Genomic DNA, 21,777 nt, shown 5'->3' on the forward strand with positions numbered 1-21,777 from the left:
CAGGACGACAGCCGCGGGCCGGACCGGCCGGGCTTGTTCGCCACCGGATCACCCCGCCCGGTTGAAAGTCGAAAACGTGACGAGGCAGGTCTCCTGGCTTGCACCGTTCCATGCCCCCGTTCAGTTGAACAGCGGGCTGGCGGGATGACGCCTTCCCGCGCGCTGACGCAGTGGCTGTGTCGATCCGTTGTCGGTGCTTACAGTTGCGGGGGCAGCCGCGGCTTGTACCGCGTTCCCGTCTTAGCTCCGGCCATGCCGAAGAACCTCGAAGTGGGCAAGGCTACGCAGTGGCTGGCGGGTGGTCAACCATTGCTGCCGGCTGGTCGACCATAAGGGCAGCAACTGCGCTACAGTGGCACTTTTTCAACGGACAAGGACGCCCCATGCCCCTCGCCCCCGCCCTACCGGTATTGCGCATGTTCTCCGCCGACAAGGCCAAGGCTTTTTACCTGGATTTTCTGCAGATGCAGGGGCAAGACCCGTTCGGCAACCGCCTGCGCTTTTGCCAGCAGATCGATGACGAGGCCAACCCATGAAGGCATTGGGCAAACGCGAGATAAGTCGCCTGGAGCGGGAGTTGGTCGCGTGCCTGACCGATGCCTGCGAAGCCGCCAAGGCGGAGATTGTCGGCTTCAGTTGGCTTACCCATCGCCTCGACCCCGAGGACTTTCCGAGCAGCCTGCGTATCACCTGGGTATTCGAGCAAGAGGCCGACAAGGCAGCGGCCGTGGTCGGTGATGCGAAGGCGCGCATGCTGGCGCTTACCGGCCTGGCGCTGGAGCAAGCCGGCATTCAGCTGGACAATCCGGCCTGGCATGTGCGATTCGACAGTGAAGAGGCCTGCGTGCACGGCCACGGCGGAGACTGGGCCAAGCGCTTGCAGACGCAGCGCTGAGCCCCAACCGGCAGCCGGTGCTTTACCCGGCCCCAAACGGTCCGTTAGGCTACGCATTCCCTAAATTACGAGGTGTTCGTCCAATGCGCCATTGATGCCGCCGTCCGTTCGACGGCCAGTCTTCAGCCTCCGGTTCGTTCCGGAGATGTCGCGGCATTTGTGGAGATGTACATGACGAACACGTCGATTCTGACGCTGGACAGCGTTTCCTTGGTCTTGCCTGATGGCAGGCCGCTGTTTAGCAACCTCAACGAAACCTTCGACCAACGCCGCACCGGCCTGGTCGGGCGCAATGGCGTGGGCAAAAGCCTGCTAGGGCAAATTCTTGCCGGCCAGCGTGAACCGAGCAGCGGCCATTGTCGGCGCCTCGGGCCTGTCCACTTGCTGGATCAGCAAGTCATCGAGCGCAGCGCCACGCTGGCCGACCTGGCTCAAGTGGGGCCGGTGATTGCGGCGCTGGAACGCATCGAGCAAGGCAGCATCAAGCCCCAGGATTTCGACACCGTTGGCGAGCGCTGGGATATGCGCGAGCAATTGCAACTGCAGCTTCAGTGCCACGGCCTGGGTCAACTTGACTGGCGCCAGCCCGCTCGGACCCTGAGCGGTGGCCAAGCCATGCGCGTGGCACTGATTGGCGCGTGGCTCAGCGATGCTGATTACCTGATCCTCGACGAGCCAAGCAATCACCTGGACAGCAACGCCCGCGCCCAGTTGCTGAGCATGATCGAAGCCTGGGACCGTGGCTTGCTGGTGATCAGCCACGACCGCAGCCTGCTGGCGCACATGGCACGCATTGTCGAATTATCCAGCCTGGGCTTGCAGGCCTATGGTGGCAACTACAGCCTCTATAGTGCGCAAAAAGCCAACCAGACGGCGCAGGCCCAGCAGCAACTTGCCCGGCTGAAGCAGGAGCAGCAACGCCAGGCCGGTGAACTGCAGCGCCAACGCGAAGACCTGGAGCGCCATCAGGCCCGGGCCGGGCGCCAAGCCAGGCACGCCAACCAAGCCAAGATCCTGGTCGACCGCAAGCAGGAGCGCAGCCAGGCCACTGCCGGCAAGCAGCGCCGCGACCATCGCGATGCTCGGCAAACGCTTATGGGCAAAGTGCGTGACGCCGCCCGCGAGGTGGAGCGAGACAGCGCTATTACCTTGCACACGCCCACCCCTCAGCGTCATCCGGGCCGTGAAGTGTTGGCCTTGCAGGCACTTTGCTTGCCCCATGGCACCCGTAAAGCGCTTGACCTGCGCTTGTGCCTGGGCCAGCGCGTAGGGCTGATCGGCGCCAATGGCAGTGGCAAGTCCACCCTGCTCAGGCTGCTGAATGGGGAATTGCCGGCATCGCCCGACAACGTGCGCCTCAGTGGTGAGACCGCCCTACTCGACCAGCACTGCAGCACACTGGCAGGCAACCGCAGCGTGCTCGAACACCTGCGCCAAGCCAACCCGACGCTGGCCCAGGGAAAATTGCGCAGCCGCCTGGCGCAACTGGGCCTGGATGCGGCCCGTATCGAACTGCCCAGTGGCCTACTTAGCGGCGGCGAGCGTATGAAGGCGGCGCTGGCCGCCGTGCTGTATCGTGAACGGCCGCTCGACCTGTTGCTGCTTGACGAACCCGGCAACCACCTGGACCTGCCATCGCTGACAGCCCTGGAACGCATGCTTGGGCAGTTTCGCGGGGCGCTGATAGTGGCGTCCCATGATGCGGTATTGCTGGAAAACCTGGCGCTGGATGAGTACTTGCGGTTGTAGAAACCGAAAAAAAAGCATCGCAGCCTATCAATTCGTGACTGGCCGTTCCCGATCCGCCAAGGATGGTTTAAGGTGGCATGGTGCGCATATAACAGCAGCCCGAGCGATCGGGCACTTGCAAGACAATGAGGGTGTCATGAGCAACGAAAGCATTAATTGGGACAAGCTGGGTTTCGACTACATCAAGACCGACAAACGCTACCTGTCCGTATGGCGCAATGGCGAGTGGGACAAGGGCACCCTGACCGAAGACAACGTACTGCACATCAGTGAAGGCTCCACGGCCCTGCACTACGGCCAGCAGTGCTTCGAAGGCCTGAAGGCCTACCGTTGCAAGGACGGCTCGATCAACCTGTTCCGCCCGGACCAGAACGCCGCCCGCATGCAGCGCAGTTGCGCACGCCTGCTGATGCCGCACGTACCGACCGATGTGTTCATCGAAGCGTGCAAGCAAGTGGTCAAGGCCAACGAAAAGTTCGTGCCACCGCACGGCAAAGGCGCCCTGTACCTGCGCCCGTTCGTGATCGGCACCGGCGACAACATTGGCGTGCGCACCGCCCCCGAGTTCATCTTCTCGGTGTTCGCCATCCCGGTTGGTTCGTATTTCAAGGGCGGCATGAAGCCGCACAACTTCCAGATTTCCAGCTTCGACCGTGCTGCCCCGCAGGGCACCGGCGCGGCCAAGGTCGGTGGCAACTACGCTGCCAGCCTGCAGCCGGGCGCTGAAGCGAAGAAGGCCAACTTCGCCGATGCCATCTACCTCGACCCGCTGACCCACACCAAGATCGAGGAAGTCGGTTCGGCCAACTTCTTCGGCATCACCGCCAACAACGAGTTCGTCACCCCGAAATCGGCCTCGGTGCTGCCAGGCATCACCCGCCTCTCGCTGATGGAGCTGGCGCAATCGCGTCTGGGCCTGACCGTGATCGAAGGCGATGTCGAGATCAGCAAGCTGGACCGCTTCGTCGAAGCCGGTGCCTGCGGTACCGCAGCCGTGATCACCCCAATCGGCGGCATCGAGTACAACGGCAAGCTGCACGTGTTCCACGACCTGGAAAAGGTCGGCCCGGTTACCCAGAAGCTCTACAACGAGCTGACCGGTATCCAGAGCGGCGATGTAGAGGCACCGGCAGGCTGGATCGTCAAGGTCGCCTGAGGCGCATCAGCTGTATGAAAACGGGGCATGCCAGCGATGGCATGCCCCGTTTTTCATGGGTTTATACGGTCACCTCGAACGGTTTCACCCACAAATCAGGCGACGCGGGGCATGGCACCGGCTGCGCCCAACCACCGACCTGTGCCCCCCGATCAGTGAACCGCGCAGGGTTGCAGAATCATGCCAGGTGCCGCTGAACCAGCAGGTGCCGGGCTTTGTCGAACGTCCAGTTGTACACCACGGTGTAGGGCAGGATGATTACGAAGAAGCCCAGCTCCACCATGAACGCCTGCAGCAGCGAAATATCCAGCATCCAAGCCGCCACCGGCAGGCACCACACCACCAGGCCGGCTTCGAAGCCAAGACCGTGCACGAAACGCATACTGGCCTTCCAGTTGATGCGTTCGGTTTGCACCCAGCGATCGACCAGTGCGTTGTAGGCCATGTTCCACAACATGGCGATTACCGACAGGGTCACCGCCAGCGCGCCCGCCGTTGCCAATGACCTGCCCATGATCCAGGACAGCAGCGGCGCACACAGCAGTACCGCGAAAACTTCATAGCCAACCGCATGGACCAGGCGTTCGGTGAAAGACACGTTTTTCATTGCAAATTCCATCCATTGCGTGAGTCGTGCTTCCCATTCTCTTTGATAGAACTGATACTCGCGATATAGCTGCCATCGGTTTTATCAATACCATGCGATACTCTCCCGAAGCTCTGGTCGCCTTTACCGAAGCCGCATCACTCGGTTCGTTTTCTGCGGCGGCGCGCAAGCTGCGCAAAAGCCAGTCCACCGTCAGCATCGCCATTGCCAATTTCGAGGCCGATATCGGCTGCCCGCTGTTTGATCGCAGTGGCCGCCACCCCACGCTGAATGAAGCGGGTAGGCAGGTGCGGAGCCATGTAGAGGCGATTCTCGATGCCAGCGCCCAGCTCGATGCGCTGGCAGTGCGACTGGCGCAAAATGTCGAGGCGCTGGTATCTGTGGTGATGTCGGACAGCTACAGCGTAACGTTCCAAGGGGCGGTGATGACTCGTTTCGCCCAGCACTACCCCCATACCGAGCTACGCTGCGGCCCGGCGGAAGACGCTGATGTGATCGAGATGATCCAGCAGGGCCTGGCCCATGTCGGCATCCTTGCCACACAGCCCGGCTACCCCGCCGACGTGGCCGTGGCGCGCTTGCCGGAGCAGGCAGAGTTCGGCGTATATGTCGCCAGCGAGCATCCGCTGGCAAGCCTGCCGCAAGTAAAGGCACAGCATCTGGAGAACGCACGACAGCTGTATATCAAGACCTATGCCCCCAGCCTGCACCATGGCCGTGGCCAAGCGTGGTCGGCACCGGATTACCTTACCCTGCTGGAGTTCGCCGTGCGCGGGTTTGGCTGGGCCGAACTGCCCAGGGCGCTGGTAAGACGGTTTGGCCACGAGCTGGTGGAGTTGCAGATAGCGGGTTACCCCCGGCGGGTGGATATGGATGTGGCCTGGTCGAGCCGACGTGCCTTGGGGCCGGCCGGGCAATGGCTGGTGCGACAGATGTTGGGGCAATAGTTGTGTTGCCCGCCCGAACTTGAAGTGCGCCCAGACACAACAACCGGTACACCCAGCGACAAGCCTTCCCCCCACCCTGCCCCTTAGCCTGTCACCACGCGCCGCCCCGCTGCGGCACGCACCCAAAGCACAAGAACAAACGTTGGTGACCTATGCAGACAGTAGATCCGATCACCCTTGCGGTTGTCCGGGGTGCGCTGGAGACAGCGCAACGCGAAATGACCCTGACCCTGGAGAAAACCGGGCGCTCCAGTGTGTTCAACCTGGCCCACGACTATTCCAACTCGCTGTTCGACCACTTGCCGGAAATGATCCTGCAGGGCCAGGACATTCCCATCCACCTAGGCTCGCTGATCCCGGCCATGAAGTGCGTGGCCGAGTTCTTCGGCGACGACATCGCCGAAGGCGACGTGATCTACCACAACGACCCCGCCTACAAGGGCAGCCATATTCTCGACTGCTGCATGTACAAGCCGGTGTATTACCAAGGCGAGCTGGTGTTCTGGACCGTTTGCAAGGGCCACCTGACCGACATCGGCGGCCCGGTGCCGGCGGGCTACAACCCCGATGCCAAGGAGATCTACGCCGAGGGCCTGCGCATTCCACCGGTCAAGCTGTGGGAAAAGGGCAAGCGTCGTGAGGACGTGATCAACTTCATGCTCATCAACATGCGCGCCCGCCCTTATCAGGAAGGTGACCTCAATGCCCAGTATGGCGCCTGCAAGGTCGGCGAGCGGCACTTGCTGGAGCTGCTCGACAAATACGGCGTGGCACAGGTGCGTGCCTGCATCGCCGAACTGAAGAACATGGCCGACCGACACATGCGGGCGCTGTTGCGCGATGTGCCGGATGGTGACTACAGTGGCACCGCCGTGCTCGAAGATGCCGGCCACGGTCTGGGTGAACTGGCCATCACCGCCCATGTGCAGATCCGTGGCGACCAGGCCCATGTACGCATCGAAAGCCCGCCCCAGGTGCCGTACTTCATCAATTCCTATGAGGGCAACTCGGTATCCGGGGTGTACCTGGGGCTGATGATGTTCGCCCAGGTGGCGCCGCCTTACAACGAAGGCCTGTATCGCTGCGTGACGGTCGATGTCGGCCCCAGGGGCACGCTGTGCAATGCCGAGGAACCCGCGCCCCACGTCAATTGCACCACCACGCCGATGGAAACCCTCGCCGATGCCGTGCGCACTGCGCTGGAACAGGCCTCGCCACAGCGGGTAACGGCCTCCTGGGGGCATACCAGCGGCATCAACATTGCCGGCCGCGACCCGCGCAACGGCAATAGCGAGTACGTGACGATGGTGCTGGCCTCGATCATATCCGGTGCCGGTGCCAACAAGGTGATGGATGGCTGGCACGCCTGCGGCCCGCTGTGCTGCTTCGGGGCGCTGATGAGCGGTGACATCGAGCTGCTCGAACACGCTTATCCGGTGCTGATCCACCGCTACAGCCTGATGGCCGACAGTGGTGGCGCCGGTGAGTTGCGCGGTGGTTCGGGCACCCGCCTGGAGATAGAACCGCTGGACCACGCCATGACCGTGGTCGGCTTCGGCGAGGGCCGCCAGTTGCCCACCGCCGGTGCCGCCGGGGCTCGCAATGCCCTGCTCGAGCCCAAACTGGGCCGGCTGATCCATCGCCACGCCGATGGCCGCGAAGACCACTACACGCAGAACCCCATGCTCACCCTGCAGCCCGGCGAACGCATCATCAACATCAACCCAGGGGGGGGTGGCTATGGCGACCCGCTGCGCCGTCGGGTCGCAGCAGTACTGGAGGACGTGCGCAACGGCCTGGTCTCGCCACAAGGCGCAGCCCTGGAATATGGCGTGGTCCTCGATGCCGATGGCCAACTGGACGAAACAGCCACCTGCCTTGCCCGCGCCCCGCGCTAACCGGAGAACACGCATGCGTAACCAATATCGCCTGGGCGTAGACGCCGGCGGCACTTTCACCGATTTCATCCTGGCCGATCGCGACGGCGGCGTGCAGCTGTTCAAGGCCCCGTCCACGCCGCAGGACGGCACCCTGGCCATTCGCGCCGGCCTGGCACAGATCGCCGACGCCACCGGGCGCAGCCCGGCCGAACTGATCGCCAACTGTGACCTGTGCATCAACGGCACCACCGTAGCCCTCAATGCGCTGATAGAGCGCACCGGGGTCAAGGTGGGCCTGCTGTGCACCGAGGGGCACGAGGACAGCCTGGAAATCCGCCTGGGCCACAAGGAAGAAGGCCACCGCTACGACGCCCACTACCCGCCGGCACACATGCTTGCCCCACGCCACCTGCGCCGCCCGATCGGTGGCCGAATCCTTGGCGATGGTCGCGAGCACAGCCCGCTGGACGAAGCCGCCATCCATGCCGCCATCGACTACTTCCGTGCCGAAGGCGTGCAGGCCGTGGCCATTTCCTTCCTGTGGTCGGTGCGCAACCCCAGCCACGAACAGCGGGCCGCCGAACTAGTAAGGGCCGCCCTGCCCGAGGTGTTCGTCTGCACCGGCTGCGAGGTGTTCCCGCAGATTCGCGAATACACCCGCACCTCCACCACCGTGGTCAACGCCTACCTCAGCCCGGTAATGGCACGTTACGTGGCGCGCATCGACAGCCTGTTCCAGGAGCTTGGCGCACAGCAGCCGGTACGCTACTTCCAGTCCAACGGCGGGCTGGCGCCCGGGCACCTGATGCGTGAGCGCGCCGTCAACGCGATCAACTCTGGTCCGGCCTCAGCGCCAAAAGCCGGGCTGGCGGTCGCGAGGCCGTTCGGTATCGACAACGTCATTACCGTGGACATGGGCGGCACCTCGTTCGATATCACCCTGACCAATGCCGGACGCACCAACTTCAGCAAGGACGTGGACTTCCTGCGCCAGCGCATCGGCGTGCCGATGATCCAGGTGGAGACCCTGGGTGCCGGCGGTGGCTCCATCGCCCACCTGGACGAGCTTGGCATGCTCCAGGTCGGACCGCGCAGCGCCGGCGCCATGCCTGGGCCGGTGTGCTACGGCAAGGGTGGCCGCGAACCCACGGTCACCGACGCCAACCTGGCACTTGGTTATCTGCCCGACGGCGCATTGCTGGGCGGCAGTATCCGCCTGAACCGTCAGGCCGCGCTGGACGCCATCCGGAGCAAGGTCGCCGAACCGTTGGGCATCAGTGTGGAACGCGCGGCATTCGGCATCACCACCCTGGTTAACCTGAACATGGTCAACGGCATCCGCCGCGTATCGATCGAGCGCGGTCACGACCCGCGTGACTTCGCCTTGATCGGCGCAGGCGGTGCGGCGGGCATGCACGTGGTGCGCCTGGCCGAAGAAATCGGCATGCATACCGTGCTGATCCCCAAGGTGGCCTCGGGCTTGTGTGCGTTCGGCCAGATCCTGTCCGACGTGCGCTACGACCAGCTCACCAGCCTGTCGATGCGCCTGGACGCCGAGCACGTCGACCTGGCGCAACTCAACCAGACCCTCGCCGGACTGCGTCAGCAAGGCCTGGCCAACCTGCGCGAAGACGGCTTTGGCGACCAGGCCAGCAGCTGTCACTACACCCTGGAGATGCGCTACCTGGGGCAAATTCATGAGTGCAGTGTGGACCTGCAGCAGCACAGCCTGGACGAGGCAGGGCTGGCCGCGCTGATCAGTTGCTTCCACAGCCGCCACCAGACCCTGTACTCGTACAGCGAACCCGCCAGCCCGGTGGAGCTGGTAAACCTGGAGTGCTCGGTGATCGGCCACCTGCCACGCCCGCCGCAACCCGAGCTGCAGGGGCCGGCCGAGCCCCCCGCCCCCACCGCGCAATCCGTCCGCCCGATGCTGTTCAGTGCCGATGGTGAATCGCAGCCCACACCGGTGTTCAACGGCAACCACCTGTTGCCTGGGCAGACCGTGCATGGCCCCTGCGTGATCGAGGAAGACACCACCAACATTGTCCTGCCACCCGGCTGGCAGGCGCGCCTGGAGCCGTCGGCCACCTACCGGGTGACACGCGGGGGTTGATCTTGCGGTCGGCGCGCGCCGATCATGGGCCTGACAACCGCCCGGCAGTTTTGCGCTGCCGGGCGGTTTGTACAATAACAAGAGCTGCTTGAGTAGCTTGCCTGCAGTTCCTTTTTTCAATGCTGCCCTCTTTGAAAAAGGACCCACCATGCCCACAGAACTCTCGACTCACGGCTGGCCACAACCAGAACGCCAGGCACGCTGGGCCGAAGCCATCAGTGACACCTATTTTCCGCTGAGCCTTGAATTTGCTGCCGGACAACCGTTCGATGGCCACCTGCAGCGCTGGAGTACGCCGAGCACGCCGCTCAGCCTGTCGCGCCTGCGCTCCAGCCAGCTGGGTTACTCGCGCAACAAAGCGCACATTGGCCAGGACCATGAAGCGTTCTATCTGGTGACCGTGCCGCATGGCAGCGAGGTGCACTTCGAACAGGACGGCCACCAAATCAGTTGCAGCCCTGGCGGTTTCATCGTCGAGCGCGGCGATGCACCCTACCGCTTCCACTACGGCACGCAGAACGACTTGTGGGTGCTCAAGCTGCCCGAGCGTGCACTCAAAGCCAACCTGCTGGGGCACAAGCGCTATACCCGGCATTGTTTCGATGCCCGTCAGGGCCTGGGGCGCATCTTCGTTGAGCAACTCGACCTGTGTGCCCGCCATTTCGACACCAGCCCCGCAGCCGCCCGGCATTTACTGCTGGAACAGGCTTCTGCCACCCTGCTGCTGGCCTTGCAACAGGATGAGCGCGTGCTGGGCAGCGAAGGCAGCAACCTCAGCACCCTGCACCTGACGCGGGTCGAGCAGTATGTGCAGCAAAACCTGGGGGACCCCGAGCTGTCGCCACAAACCATCGCCAGCGCCTGTGGGCTGTCGCTGCGTTACCTTCACAAGCTGTTCGCGATCACGCCCTACACCCTTGGCGAGTGGGTACGCCGTCAACGCCTGGAGGCCGTGCACCGGCAACTGCGCGACCCGCATTGCCACTCGGCCATCGGCGAACTGGCATTTCGCTGGGGTTTTGCCGACCAGGCGCAGTTCACCCGGGCGTTTCGCCAGCAGTATGGGTGCACGGCAAGCGAGGTGCGGGCTACGCGTATGCACTGATAAAGCAACGGAAAGTGGATGGGCCCTGTGCGTCCAGGATGCGATTTAGGTGGGCTTCCTCGGAACCGTCGATAGTCACTATCGAGCAGGGCAATTTCTACCGAATGCTGTGGCCGCATAACCTAGCTCCATCCCCTCGCTGCCTACTAGACTGCCCTGGAGCTAACCGATGAATGCCCTGGCCCGCCAGCTTGCCGCCGTCCTTGTCGTTTTCGCCATCACCGTGATCAGCGGCTGTGCCAGCCACCCTGAGCTGCGCCCGTACACCGCTGAAGAAACTCGCCAGTTGCAACTGGAAGCCTTGCAGCGCCGCGGCCTGTCGCTGGACAATTACGAGCAGCAACGGCGGGTAATCCTGCGTGCTGGCAAGCTGCCTGTGGTGACCGAAACCACCGACAATGAACCTTCGACCAAAGGCTGAACGGGCTAGCCGGCGGTTCCCTCCCTCCACTTGCGCAGGTATCCTCTACCGCTCAACCGCAAGCCTTCCAGGACGGAGACCATGATCAGGCCCCTTCTGTTGCTGAGTGCTGCGCTGCTTTTCAGCTCCGTATCGCTAGCCCAGCAGATGAAACGCCAACTGGGCGATTTCGACTTTACACTCGGTACCACTCCCTCGCGCAGCATGGCGCAAGGGCTTATCTCACCCAGCGCCGTCGGCGCATTCCATGGTGGGCTCGACCTTAGCCACCCCAATGGCTGGTATCTGGGCCAGTACGCCCCCAGCATGGGCGTCGCCCACAACTCGACCCTGCGCCTGGACAGTTACCTGGGCTACAAGCACCATTTCGACAGCAGCCTGGGCTACGAGGTAGGGTTGATCCATTACAGTCAGCCAAATATCGCAGGCCCCGACAGCTACGCCCTGTATGGGGGTGTTTCGGTACTGGGCAGCCGCTTCGGCGGGGCGCTGCGCGACAACCCCGACAACCGCACCGGCACGCTGTTCGCCGACTTCGGCCATCTGCCGATGTTCGACGTCGACTTCACCGTCAAGCTCGCCCACCACCGCCTGGGCACACCGTTCACCATTGGTGATGGTAGCCAGGTGAATGCCTTTTCCGATTGGTCACTGGAATTGTCGCGGCCTTGGCTGGGCATCGACCTGAACCTGATCTACAGCAACTCCAGCCTGAGTGGCGACGGCTGCGATGCGTACTCAGGTATCAACACCTATTGCGACAGCGTGGTCACCCTCAAGGCCCAGCGCAACTTTTTTTAACGGCGCGACGCCAGCGCCAGGGCAATGCCGCCCAACACCACCACACAGGCGATCAACAAGCGCAACGACACCGGCTCGCCGATCAGGACAACCCCGCCCAGTGCGGCAATCACCGGCACGCTGAGCTGCAGGGTCGCCGCCTGTTGCGCACTGACCTGCCTGACCACGCCATACCACACGGCGTAGCCGGCGCCTGAGGCCAGCACACCCGAAGCCAATGCATACGCCAAGCCAAGCGGCGTGAGGTGCGGGCCGGCGCCCAGCAACAGCATCGGTAGCAGCAGCACCAGGCAAGGCAGGCTGCGGGCAAAATTGCCGGCAGTGTCGGCCAGCGGCCTGGGCGAGCCTTTGCCCAGTAGCGTATACACCCCCCAGGCCACCCCGGACAGAGCCATCAGCAAGGCACTGGCCAACGAAGGTGCCGAAGCACCGGGCAACAGCAGCACCAGCAGGCCGGCAAAGGCGATCAGCATGCCCAGAAGCATGCGTACCGTGATGTGTTCGCCCCGGTACCAGGCAAAGCCGAACATGGTGATTTGTACAGCACCGAACAGCAACAACGCCCCCACCCCAGCCCCCAGTTGCAGGTACGCCGCAGAAAACAGGAACGCGTACAGAAACAGCGCCAGGCCGCCCCACCAATTGCCGCCCATGGTGTGCACCGGCTTACGCAGGCGAATCAGCAACAGCAGAAAGAGCGCACCACTGGCCAGGCGTACCATGGTGAAGGATACCGGGTCGATGGCCCCGTCTTTCAGCGCCAGCCGGCAGAACACCGAGTTGGCAGCAAATGCCACCAGGCTGAACAGCGCAGGCCAAAGCCAGGCTCTGGTCTTGCGGTCAGTAAGCGTGCTCGTGCCAGTGCTCATGGTGTGGTCACCTCTGAGTGGGATTGTTGTTATAGCAGCAGTGCCGATGGTGCCTGCATCGATATACAACAGAGTAATTCCCTGGCGCCACCACTGATTTGACTGCACTACACCGCAGCGACTGCCTCGATTTCCACCAGCATGCCGTCCAGCGCCAGCCGTGGCACCGGTATCAACGTGCAGGTCGGTTTCATGCGCGTTCCCCAGGCCCTGTCGGCCTCGGCCACCCATTGGCCCAGGCGCGCTTCGGAGTGCTCGACAATCAGCAGGGTCAGCTTGAACACCTGGGCCAGGCTGGCACCTTTCGACGCCAGGGCCAGTTCCAGGTTAGCCAGTGCCTGGCGAGCCTGTTCGGCGAACACAGGTGACAACCGGCCATTGCTCTCCTCCCCACCCTGGCCGGCGATGAACAGTAGACGGCTGTCAGCGCGCACTTCGGCGACATGGGAGTAGGCGTTGCCACTGGGGTCGTAGAGGCCTTCGGGGTTGCTTAGCTGGAATGCGTTTGATGGGGTCACGACAAGCCCTCGCTCGGTTGGAAGAGCGCCGGAGTATCGGACCTTAAGCTAACTCGAGGTCAAGCACCAAGTAGGACATTTCGTACAAAACACCGTCATGTCAGAACCACGCGTGTGTTTGCGCGGTGGCTGTAAGGCCGTAGGCTCTGTACGAAAAGTCTTGAGACGCAGGTCAGGCAAGGCGAAAACAGCCGAGGAACGGCCGGGGTCGCGCCCGACTGTACTGGAGTACATGAGCATTCCGAGGCTGTTTTCAACGCAGCATCAACAAGTATCAAGGCTTTCCGTACAGAGCCTAGAGTGCAAAGCCCGGCATGGAGGCCTTTAACCAACAAGGAAAAACCGATGAGCAAATTTGATTTTCAGCTGGCCTATACCATCAAGCCGCACAACGCTCCACGCGATGAAACCGATGCGGCACAGGCACGTCTGCACCTGCGGGAAAAGCTCGGCCTGGACACCGTCGAGCACATTGAAACCACGTTGCTTGGCATGATCACGCTCAATGGCACCAGCCTCGCTGACCGCAAGCGTGAAGCTGAAAAGCTGGTCCGCGACTACATCCATGACGCGCTCAAGGAATTGCGCGTACTGTCTACCGTGAAATTCTACGGGTGCCTGATGGTGGACGGGCTGGGCCCTGCCATACGTTTCGACATCCTGCCCAAATGAACCTCGAAGGCCTCAGGCGCCCCCGCGCCTGAGGCCGCAAACCTCATTTCTCCTGCAGCACCGCCCTGCCCTTCACCGCCCGCGGCCCGCGCCAGGCCCAGAACAGCAAACCGGGGAATGGTGCGTAGACCACGAAGACGATCCACAGCATCTTGCGCTCGGCGCGCCGTTCACTGCCGATGATGTGCCAGATGGCCCAGATCTCCAGCAGAATGACCAGGGCCGCGATGATGATCCAGATTGTACCGATTTCCATGAGCGCTCTCCCAATGGCATGTAATGGGTTGGGTTGCTGCAAGCGCTGAGGGTTCAGATTGATTTAACTCGCCACACCTCTGTTCAGGCGCGGCGATAGGGCCTCATTGCCGTGGTGCGTTCTCCAGTGCAGCCTTCAACGCCGCTGCATCGGTAAACGCCCGCTGGCTGACCAGCACGCCCTGCTGCAGTTGCAACCACTGCACCTGGCCATCCTGCCCGGGGTAACGGCTGGCCACTCGCCCTTCTCGGTCGAGCAGCACCCGGTAGCTGTAATCGCGCATGGCCGGTACAGCAAACAGTTTGCTGATCAGTGCAGGCATGCGCTGGATGTCGGCCACAAATACGGCGCTACGTGCTTCCAGGTAGCCCTTGGGCTCCTCGGCCAATGCCGCCTTGACCAGCTTGGCACCGTCCATATCGCGTGCCACCAGCAGAATCTGCGTGTCGGCATCAAGGCTGTAGGCCTGGTCGTACTGGTCGAGCAGCGTGAACGGGGCGAGCTTGTCGCCCTGCTCCAGGGCGTTGGCCAGCAACGGCAACAGGCTGAGCAACACTACAGCGGCATATTTCATCAGGGGCATCCTCAATGACGGGAATGTCAGCATAGCGGCAAAGCACCAGGACAGGCAGGTTGCCTGAACACGACCTGTAATACGACACCGCCACCAGGGAGATTGTCTTTCCTCCGGGCACCGTCCACACTCTGCGGGCCAGCCAGGAAGCGGAGTCCAGAGTGCCCACGCCACGCCAGTTCAGCAAAAAAACCAGCACCAGCAACATGCTACGGCTGAAAACAAGCAGCGCCAATGTCCAGGCGCCCTATCGGGTCGACTTTATCCTGCTCGAACACTTCTCGATGGCCAGTTTCACCGTGGCCATGGACGTGCTGGTCACGGCAAACCTGCTGCGTGCCGACAGCTTCCAGTTCACTCCGCTGTCGCTGGACGGCGACCGGGTGCTCAGCGACCTGGGGCTGGAACTGGTAGCCACCGAGCTGTCCGCCGCGGCGCTGAAGGAGCTGGACCTGTTGGTGGTCTGTGGCGGCTTGCGCACACCACTGAAGTACCCGGAACTCGATCGCCTGCTGGACGATTGCGCGGCCCACGGCATGGCCTTGGGCGGCTTGTGGAACGGCGCCTGGTTCCTTGGCCGCGCCGGGGTACTGGACGACTACGGTTGCAGCATCCACCCCGAGCAACGCGCCAGCCTGTCCGAGCGCAGCCCGCAAACCCGCATCACCCCGGCCAGCTTTACCCTCGACCGTGACCGCCTCAGCGCCGCCAGCCCCAATGGCGCCATGGAGCTGATGCTGGGCCTGGTGCGCCGGCTGTATGGTGATGGCCTGGCCGAAGGGGTCGAGGAAATCCTGTCATTTTCCGGTGCGCGCTACCGCCAGGTGGGTCCTGGGGCGAAGAAGTCCATGAGCCTGCACCTGCGCACCATTGTCGAGCTGATGGAAAACAACCTGGAGGAAACCCTCAGCCTCGACCAGTTGGCCGCCTACAGCGGGCGCTCGCGCCGGCAGATCGACCGCCTGTTCCAGGCCCAGCTGGGCACGTCGCCACGGCGCTATTACATGGAGCTGCGCATCACCAAGAGCCGCCGGCTGCTGCAGTATTCCGACCTGTCGGTGATGGAAGTGGCAGTGGCCTGCGGGTTTGTCTCGGTGTCGCACTTCAGCAAATGCTATGCGGCGTATTTCGGCTACCCGCCGTCGCGCGAGCAACGGCTGGGCGAGTGACCGAGGCTCTTTGAGTCAGCCCAGGCGCTCGAGCAATCTCAGGTACGAGGTTCGAGCTGGATATACCGCAACACCGCATCACAGATCATGGCTTTGTGGCGCAGCTTTACCTGCTCATCAGACAGGTCGATCTGGAAGATCTCGCCAAAGGTATGGCGGTTCGACACCCGGTAGAAGCAGAACGAGCTCATCAGCATGTGCAGGTCGATGACCTCGATGCCGGCGCGGAACACGCCTTCCTGAACGCCGCGGCGCAGGGTGTTGCCCAAGGCCTCCAACACCAGGCTGCTCATTTCGCGAATGGCCGGTGATTGCTTGACGTACTCGCCATAGTGGATGTTTTCGGTGCAGATGATGCGCACGAAATCGACGTTGCGGTCGTGGTGATCGAAGGTGAACTCCACCAGCCGACGAATCGCCTGCTCAGCCGGCAACGACTCCAGGTCCAGGCTCTGCTCGGTCTTGCGGATATCCCCGTACAACTTCACCAGGCACTCGCAATACAGCTGCTCTTTGCTGCCGAAGTAGTAGTAGATCATGCGCTTGGAAGTGGCGGTGCGTTCGGCAATGGCGTCGACGCGGGCGCCGGCCAGCCCTTGCTGAACGAACTCGTTGATGGCGGCCTGGAGGATGTCCTCGCGTGTTTTCTCAGGGTTGTTCTTGCGCGTTTTGCGCACCCCTTCGGTTTCAGGCTGGCCGAGGCCGACTACGGAATCACTCATACCCACTCACAGGCTGTTTATTGGAATGCCGGGATTATCCGTTAGCGCGACCATGCAGGGAAGCACGCTGTTGGTCGGGTAGCCATGATGCCTTGGGCTCGAGCAGCGCGGTCAGCCTGCGGGCACTGATCATCAGCCAGGCGCACAGTCAGTTACGCTGGGCAGTCGCGGGCGCCGGCGCGGGCGTCAGGCGCAGCACGCGGTTACGCCCACCTTCAGCGAGCAGATAACCCCCGATACCATCGGCAATGATCGCCTGGGGAGCCTTGAGGAAAGTCAGCACCGTTTGCTGGCTACCATCGGCATCGATGCGCAGCAGGCGCGCACGGTGTGTGTTGTCCTCGCTGATCCATAGGCCACGTTGATCACAATACAAGAACGTAGGGTTACGCAGACCGTCGATCACCACCGGGTCGCTGCCATCGTCGGACAGGGAGCGGACCCTGCCATTGGCCTTTTCGGTGTACAGCAGGCGGCCGTCGCTGCAGCGGGTCAGGCCTTCGGTTTCGGTCAGGCCGGACCGCAGTACATCCAGCTGACCGCTGCTCCAGTCATAGCGCATCAGGCGACCATTGCCCTTGCGGTCTTCGATGGCATAAAGATAGTTGCCTTCGTTCCAGAGGCCTTGCACGCTCTCGCCGTCGAACAGCCGGGTGACCTGGCCATCGAGGGACAGGCTGACAGGTGCCAGGCCACCTTCCTGGCTGAACACCCAGCCGCCCTGTGCCGCGACCATACCATCGGGCTTGGACAGGTTATCGATCAGCACGACGCGCTCGCCCGTAGCCGTGATCTTGAGGATGCTGCCCCGGCCGTCATCCAGTTCACGGCTGACCAGCAGGCTGCCATCCGCTTGCGGTAACAGCGAGGCGGCTTTGGTTACGCCGCGATGCAACACCTCAACATCCCAGCCGGTAGCGGCCTGGACCGGGTAGAAACTCTGCCACGCGAAGAAGCCCAAGGTGGCCGCGAGCAGCCCGGAGGTGGCAGTCATGGCGATGCGGGCGCTGCGCTTGCGCAGGATGTGCGGCATGAAGGGGCTCCTCGGAATCGTTGCGGATCCTAGCAAGCGAATGTGAAAAAAATGTCGAAAGCTGCACAAACGGGTGCTGCAGGACCCGCCGATCTCAGCCGATGGCGCCTCCAACAACGATAGGCACCCCGCTACTAAAAACAAAAGGATATAAAAATAACTAAACAATCTAACAAACTGGAATATATAAATTGAAAGCCAAACGCCACCTCCTTAGCCTGGGCAGATCGCCTCTCACCCGATTCAAGGAGCAATGCCCATGCCCAAACATGCCTTCTCCCCACTACGCCGTCTGCTGATCGGCGGTTTACTGGCCAGCGTCGCCAGCGCCCTGCTGCCCTGGTCCGAAGCCATTGCCGACGACGCCAGGACACTGCGCATCGGCTACCAGAAATTCAACAGCATCAACATCCTCAAAGGCAGCGGCGCCCTGGAGAAGGCCCTGGCACCGCAAGGTGTGAAGGTCAGCTGGCATGAGTTCGCCGCCGGCCCCCAGCTACTGGAGGCACTGAGCACCGGCGCCATCGACCTCGGCCACGCAGCCGATGCCCCCTCGGTGTTCGCCCAGGCCGCCGGCAAGCCTGTGGTCTACCTGGCCGCCGAACAACCCTACCCACGCGGCATTGGCCTGGTCGTGCGCGAGCAAGACCACCTGGCCAGTGTGCAGGACCTGAAAGGCAAGCGCGTGGCCACCGGCCGCGGCTGGAATGCCCAATACCTGCTGGCCGTAGCCCTGCAGCAGGCTGGCCTCAGTTACAAGGACATTACCCCCGCCTACGTCAACAATGCCGCCGATGCCGTGGCCGCCCTGCAATCGGGCAGTGTGCAGGCCGTGACCCTTTGGGACCCGTTCCTCGCCGCAGCAGAAAGCCAGCCAGGGTTGAGAAACCTGCGCGACGGCAGCGGCCTGTCCAACAACCGCACCTTCTACCTGTCCACAGCCCGCTATGCCGACGAGCACCGTGCACTGCTGAAAACCTTCTTTGCCGAGCTAGGCAAGGTCAGCCAGTGGGCCAACGCCAAGCCTGCCGAAGTTGCCGCGCTGCTGGCACCGCAGCTGGGGATCAGCACCCAGGTGCTGGAAGTGGCCAGCGAACGGCGCAACTACAACGCCGTCGCTATCACCCCGCAGATCGTTGCCGAACAACAGAAGCTGGCGGACACCTTCCAGGGCCTGGGCCTGATTCCACGCAAGCTACAGGTGGCCGAAGCGGTGTACCCGGCTTCCGTGTTGCCTTGAACGGAGCGCGCTGACCATGCCCCGCCCGATCCGCTTCAACGCCTTCAGCATGAACGCTGCCAGCCACCAGTCCCCTGGACTGTGGCGCCATCCGCGCAACACCAGTATGGCGTTCAACCGCCTGAGCTACTGGACCGACCTGGCCCGCCTGCTCGAACGCGGCCTGTTCGACGCCCTGTTCATCGCCGATGTGCTGGGTATCTACGACGTCTATCAAGGCAGCCCGCAAGCCGCTCTGCGCGGTGGCGTGCAGGTGCCGGTCAATGACCCGCTGCTGCTGGTGCCGGCAATGGCCGGGGTGACCGAGCACTTGGGTTTTGGTGTCACCTTTTCGCTGACCTACGAACACCCCTACCCCTTCGCCCGGCGCATGTCCACGCTCGACCACCTGAGCAATGGCCGGGTCGGCTGGAACATCGTCACCGGGTATCTGGACAGCGCTGCGCGCAACCTCGGCCTGGCGCATCAACTGGGCCACGACCAACGCTACGACCTGGCCGAGGAATACCTGCAGGTGCTGTACAAACTGTGGGAGAAAAGCTGGGACGACGACGCCGTGCTGCTGGAGCGTGAAAGCGGGCGCTATATCGAACCCTCGCGGGTACACCCGATCAACCATGTGGGCGAGCACTTCCAGGTGCCCGGCATGCACCTGTGCCAGCCGTCGCCGCAACGCACCCCGGTGTTGTTCCAGGCCGGTGCGTCGGCACGCGGTCAGCAGTTTGCCGCACGGCATGCCGAATGCGTGTTCATCAGCGGGCCAACGCCGCCGGTGCTGCGCCGCTACGCCGACGGCATCCGCCAGGCCTGCGAAGCGGCCGGGCGTGGCCGTGACGAAGTGCTGATCTACGCCCAGGCGCTGTTGATCGTCGCCCCCACGCGGGAAGAGGCCGAGGCCCGCTTTAACGACTATCGCCGCTATGTTGACCTGGACGCTGCCCTGGCGCTGCTGTCAGGCTGGACCGGTATCGACTTCGCCGGCCTCGACCCCGATGCACCGATCGAGTACGTCGAGAACGATGCTGGCCGTGCCGCCCTCGCAGCCTTTACCGCCGCCGACCCAACTCGCCGCTGGACCGTACGCGAAGCCGCCGAATTCGTTGGCCTGGGCGGCCGCGGCCCCGTGCTGATCGGCACTGTCAGCGAAGTGGCCGACCAGCTGGAAACCTGGCTGGACCATACCGGCATCGACGGTTTCAACCTGACCTACGCCGTGCAACCGGACGACCTGGCCAATGTAGTCGACCTGCTGGTGCCCGAGCTGCAACGGCGTGGCCGCTACCCGCTGAGCTACATCGAGGGTCCCCTGCGCCACAAGCTGTTCGGCCGCGGTAGCCAGCTGCCCGAACGGCACGTTGGGCGTCAGGTCAGTATTCAGCGATCAAATACCGGGTATTCCAACATTTAATTTGTGGATGGCACGCACTCGACCCTATTCTGTGGCCACATCCCCTGCGCCGCACCGGCCGGTGCGGTTCAAGGCATGGGGAGAGAACAACAAGTCGAGATCGTCCATGTCGAACCATTCGTACTTCGCCCCACACGGTGGGCACCCGGCTCAAACCGAGCTGCTGACTGACCGTGCCATGTTCACCGAAGCCTATGCCGTCATCCCTAAAGGCGTGATGCGTGACATCGTCACCAGCCACCTGCCCTTTTGGGACAAGATGCGCATGTGGGTCATCGCCCGCCCGCTGACCGGTTTTGCCGAAACCTTCTCCCAGTACATCGTCGAACTGGCCCCGGAAGGCGGCAGCGAGCGCCCTGAGCTGGACGCTGATGCGGAAGCCGTGGTGTTCATCGTCGAAGGCGAACTGGACATCACCGTCGAAGGCAAGCACCACACCCTGGTACCTGGCGGCTACGCCTTCCTGGCCCCGGGCGCCGAGTGGAGCCTGCGTAACAACAGCAAGTCCAACGTCACCTTCCACTGGCTGCGCAAGCACTATCAGAAGGTTGAAGGCCTGGATGTACCGGAATCCTTCGTCACCCACCGCGACAACGCCACCGTCATCGAAATGCCGGGCACCGAAGGCCGCTGGAAAACCACCCGCTTTGTCGACATGGCCGACATGCGCCACGACATGCACGTGAACATCGTCACCTTCCAGCCGGGCGGTGTGATTCCGTTCGCAGAAACCCACGTGATGGAACACGGCCTGTACGTGCTGGAAGGCAAGGCAGTGTACCGTCTGAACCAGGACTGGGTCGAAGTGGAAGCCGGCGACTTCATGTGGCTGCGCGCCTTCTGCCCGCAAGCCTGCTACGCTGGCGGCCCAGGCAACTTCAGCTACCTGCTGTACAAGGACGTGAACCGTCACGTACACCTGACGCTGAACCCTAAACGCTAAGCCCAGGCTGATGCCCGCAAGCCCGCCAACCTGGCGGGCTTTCTGTTTGCCGCGCATACTGAAACACCCACCCCTGCAGGGTACGGCCATGAACCGCTACCTGCTGATCGCGACCTTGCTGCTGTGCACCTCTGCCCTGGCCACCGATGGCTGGAAACTCGCCTACGACCGCGAAGGCATTCGCGTGTACCTGAAAGACCCAAGCGCCTCGCCCTACCCGCAGTTTCGTGGTGTCAGCACCATGAAAGCCAGCGTGCGCACGCTTACTGACCTGCAGGATAACCTGCGCGTAGCCTGCAAGTGGCTGTACGCCTGTGACCAGCTGCGGCTGCTGGATGTGGAAGGTGATAGCACCTGGGTATACCTGACCACCAACCCACCATGGCCGACGAGGCCGCGAGACATGGTGCTGAAAGTGACCAGCGAACGCCTGGCCGACGGTACCCTGGTGCGCCACCTGAGCGCCGAGCCCGACAGAATCCCCAAGGTTGACGGACTGATCCGGGTACGGCACCTGAGTGGCAAGTGGCGGATGAAGCCGCTGGGTGAGCGGGTGACCGAGGTGACCTACCAGTTGCAGGCCGCCCCTGCCGGGGATGTGCCGAGCTGGCTGGCCAACCGGCTAATGGTGGATATAGCGGTGGTGACGCTGCGTACCTTGCGAGCGGTGGCTGAGCGCCAACCTTGAGTATGCTG

The 21,777-nt window shown here is 62.8% G+C and carries 23 protein-coding genes and 1 riboswitch; of the genes, 16 read left to right on the top strand and 7 right to left on the bottom strand.

From position 1 onward, the window contains the following. Window positions 1–66 precede the first annotated feature (66 nt). Window positions 67–283: riboswitch (cobalamin riboswitch) on the bottom strand. 100 nt (window positions 284–383) lie between these two features. The 4 genes from AC3B5Q_RS14925 (at window position 384) to AC3B5Q_RS14940 (ending at window position 3,800) form a co-directional block, all read left to right on the top strand. Continuing rightward, window positions 384–536 (top strand): hypothetical protein, encoded by a 153-nt coding sequence (locus AC3B5Q_RS14925; protein WP_021785624.1) that lies wholly within the window; start codon window positions 384–386, stop codon window positions 534–536. Further along, on the top strand, window positions 533–895 hold the full coding sequence (locus tag AC3B5Q_RS14930) for a hypothetical protein (protein ID WP_488392649.1): 363 nt from the start codon (window positions 533–535) through the stop codon (window positions 893–895). The genes AC3B5Q_RS14925 and AC3B5Q_RS14930 overlap by 4 nt, the downstream gene beginning before the upstream one ends. Window positions 896–1,066: 171 nt before the next feature. Continuing rightward, window positions 1,067–2,644 (top strand): ATP-binding cassette domain-containing protein, encoded by a 1,578-nt coding sequence (locus AC3B5Q_RS14935; protein WP_488392650.1) that lies wholly within the window; start codon window positions 1,067–1,069, stop codon window positions 2,642–2,644. Window positions 2,645–2,780: 136 nt separating this feature from the next. Then, entirely contained in the window at window positions 2,781–3,800 is a 1,020-nt protein-coding gene (locus AC3B5Q_RS14940; RefSeq protein ID WP_003247906.1) for a branched-chain amino acid aminotransferase, read from the top strand. A gap of 178 nt (window positions 3,801–3,978) precedes the next feature. Here AC3B5Q_RS14940 and AC3B5Q_RS14945 read toward each other — a convergent pair whose 3' ends face one another. Continuing rightward, window positions 3,979–4,407, bottom strand: coding sequence for a multidrug/biocide efflux PACE transporter (locus tag AC3B5Q_RS14945; protein WP_488392651.1), 429 nt, complete (start codon window positions 4,405–4,407; stop codon window positions 3,979–3,981). A gap of 92 nt (window positions 4,408–4,499) precedes the next feature. Here AC3B5Q_RS14945 and AC3B5Q_RS14950 point away from each other — a divergent pair, with 92 nt between their 5' ends. The 6 genes from AC3B5Q_RS14950 to AC3B5Q_RS14975 all read left to right on the top strand — a co-directional run bounded on the left by AC3B5Q_RS14950 (window position 4,500) and on the right by AC3B5Q_RS14975 (window position 11,677). Next, window positions 4,500–5,354 (top strand): LysR family transcriptional regulator, encoded by an 855-nt coding sequence (locus AC3B5Q_RS14950; protein ID WP_021785628.1) that lies wholly within the window; start codon window positions 4,500–4,502, stop codon window positions 5,352–5,354. 152 nt (window positions 5,355–5,506) lie between these two features. Beyond that, a complete protein-coding gene (gene capB / locus AC3B5Q_RS14955) occupies window positions 5,507–7,252 on the top strand; it encodes a caprolactamase subunit beta (protein WP_330508018.1) in 1,746 nt (581 codons plus the stop codon). 13 nt (window positions 7,253–7,265) lie between these two features. Further along, on the top strand, window positions 7,266–9,350 hold the full coding sequence (capA, locus tag AC3B5Q_RS14960; protein ID WP_330508019.1) for a caprolactamase subunit alpha: 2,085 nt from the start codon (window positions 7,266–7,268) through the stop codon (window positions 9,348–9,350). A gap of 148 nt (window positions 9,351–9,498) precedes the next feature. Then, window positions 9,499–10,455, top strand: a complete 957-nt coding sequence (locus AC3B5Q_RS14965; protein WP_274148867.1) for an AraC-like ligand-binding domain-containing protein — start codon at window positions 9,499–9,501, stop codon at window positions 10,453–10,455. A gap of 169 nt (window positions 10,456–10,624) precedes the next feature. Further along, on the top strand, window positions 10,625–10,876 hold the full coding sequence (locus AC3B5Q_RS14970) for a hypothetical protein (protein WP_330508020.1): 252 nt from the start codon (window positions 10,625–10,627) through the stop codon (window positions 10,874–10,876). An 81-nt stretch (window positions 10,877–10,957) separates the two neighbouring features. After that, window positions 10,958–11,677 (top strand): TorF family putative porin, encoded by a 720-nt coding sequence (locus AC3B5Q_RS14975; RefSeq protein ID WP_101196027.1) that lies wholly within the window; start codon window positions 10,958–10,960, stop codon window positions 11,675–11,677. Here the strand turns inward: AC3B5Q_RS14975 and AC3B5Q_RS14980 are convergent. After that, a complete protein-coding gene (locus AC3B5Q_RS14980) occupies window positions 11,674–12,546 on the bottom strand; it encodes a DMT family transporter (RefSeq protein WP_101196026.1) in 873 nt (290 codons plus the stop codon). The genes AC3B5Q_RS14975 and AC3B5Q_RS14980 overlap by 4 nt on opposite strands. A gap of 107 nt (window positions 12,547–12,653) precedes the next feature. After that, the gene (locus AC3B5Q_RS14985) at window positions 12,654–13,064 is read right to left on the bottom strand and encodes a RidA family protein (protein WP_021785632.1); all 411 of its coding nucleotides are present in this window, start codon (window positions 13,062–13,064) and stop codon (window positions 12,654–12,656) included. 345 nt (window positions 13,065–13,409) lie between these two features. Here AC3B5Q_RS14985 and AC3B5Q_RS14990 point away from each other — a divergent pair, with 345 nt between their 5' ends. After that, window positions 13,410–13,736, top strand: coding sequence for a hypothetical protein (locus AC3B5Q_RS14990; RefSeq protein WP_021785633.1), 327 nt, complete (start codon window positions 13,410–13,412; stop codon window positions 13,734–13,736). A gap of 43 nt (window positions 13,737–13,779) precedes the next feature. On the opposite strand, the gene AC3B5Q_RS14995 is transcribed toward AC3B5Q_RS14990, so the two are convergent. After that, window positions 13,780–13,992, bottom strand: a complete 213-nt coding sequence (locus AC3B5Q_RS14995; protein WP_003247877.1) for a PLDc N-terminal domain-containing protein — start codon at window positions 13,990–13,992, stop codon at window positions 13,780–13,782. Window positions 13,993–14,095: 103 nt separating this feature from the next. Beyond that, entirely contained in the window at window positions 14,096–14,566 is a 471-nt protein-coding gene (locus tag AC3B5Q_RS15000; RefSeq protein ID WP_103462573.1) for an FAD/FMN-containing dehydrogenase, read from the bottom strand. A gap of 161 nt (window positions 14,567–14,727) precedes the next feature. Between AC3B5Q_RS15000 and AC3B5Q_RS15005 the strand changes: the two genes are divergently transcribed. Beyond that, entirely contained in the window at window positions 14,728–15,735 is a 1,008-nt protein-coding gene (locus tag AC3B5Q_RS15005) for a GlxA family transcriptional regulator (protein ID WP_103444295.1), read from the top strand. A 38-nt stretch (window positions 15,736–15,773) separates the two neighbouring features. Here AC3B5Q_RS15005 and AC3B5Q_RS15010 read toward each other — a convergent pair whose 3' ends face one another. Further along, entirely contained in the window at window positions 15,774–16,457 is a 684-nt protein-coding gene (locus AC3B5Q_RS15010; RefSeq protein WP_003247872.1) for a TetR/AcrR family transcriptional regulator, read from the bottom strand. Window positions 16,458–16,605: 148 nt separating this feature from the next. Further along, window positions 16,606–17,490: an NHL repeat-containing protein gene (locus AC3B5Q_RS15015; RefSeq protein ID WP_021785636.1), complete on the bottom strand. Its 885-nt coding sequence runs from the start codon at window positions 17,488–17,490 to the stop codon at window positions 16,606–16,608. A gap of 259 nt (window positions 17,491–17,749) precedes the next feature. Between AC3B5Q_RS15015 and AC3B5Q_RS15020 the strand changes: the two genes are divergently transcribed. The 4 genes from AC3B5Q_RS15020 (at window position 17,750) to AC3B5Q_RS15035 (ending at window position 21,769) form a co-directional block, all read left to right on the top strand. Continuing rightward, window positions 17,750–18,730, top strand: a complete 981-nt coding sequence (locus tag AC3B5Q_RS15020; protein ID WP_021785637.1) for an aliphatic sulfonate ABC transporter substrate-binding protein — start codon at window positions 17,750–17,752, stop codon at window positions 18,728–18,730. A gap of 16 nt (window positions 18,731–18,746) precedes the next feature. Beyond that, the gene (locus AC3B5Q_RS15025) at window positions 18,747–20,138 is read left to right on the top strand and encodes an LLM class flavin-dependent oxidoreductase (RefSeq protein ID WP_021785638.1); all 1,392 of its coding nucleotides are present in this window, start codon (window positions 18,747–18,749) and stop codon (window positions 20,136–20,138) included. Window positions 20,139–20,244: 106 nt separating this feature from the next. Next, window positions 20,245–21,081, top strand: coding sequence for a bifunctional allantoicase/(S)-ureidoglycine aminohydrolase (locus AC3B5Q_RS15030; RefSeq protein WP_003247865.1), 837 nt, complete (start codon window positions 20,245–20,247; stop codon window positions 21,079–21,081). 88 nt (window positions 21,082–21,169) lie between these two features. Next, on the top strand, window positions 21,170–21,769 hold the full coding sequence (locus tag AC3B5Q_RS15035; RefSeq protein ID WP_101196024.1) for an START domain-containing protein: 600 nt from the start codon (window positions 21,170–21,172) through the stop codon (window positions 21,767–21,769). Window positions 21,770–21,777 lie beyond the last annotated feature (8 nt).

This window comes from Pseudomonas sp. D5(2026), from assembly GCF_057766845.1.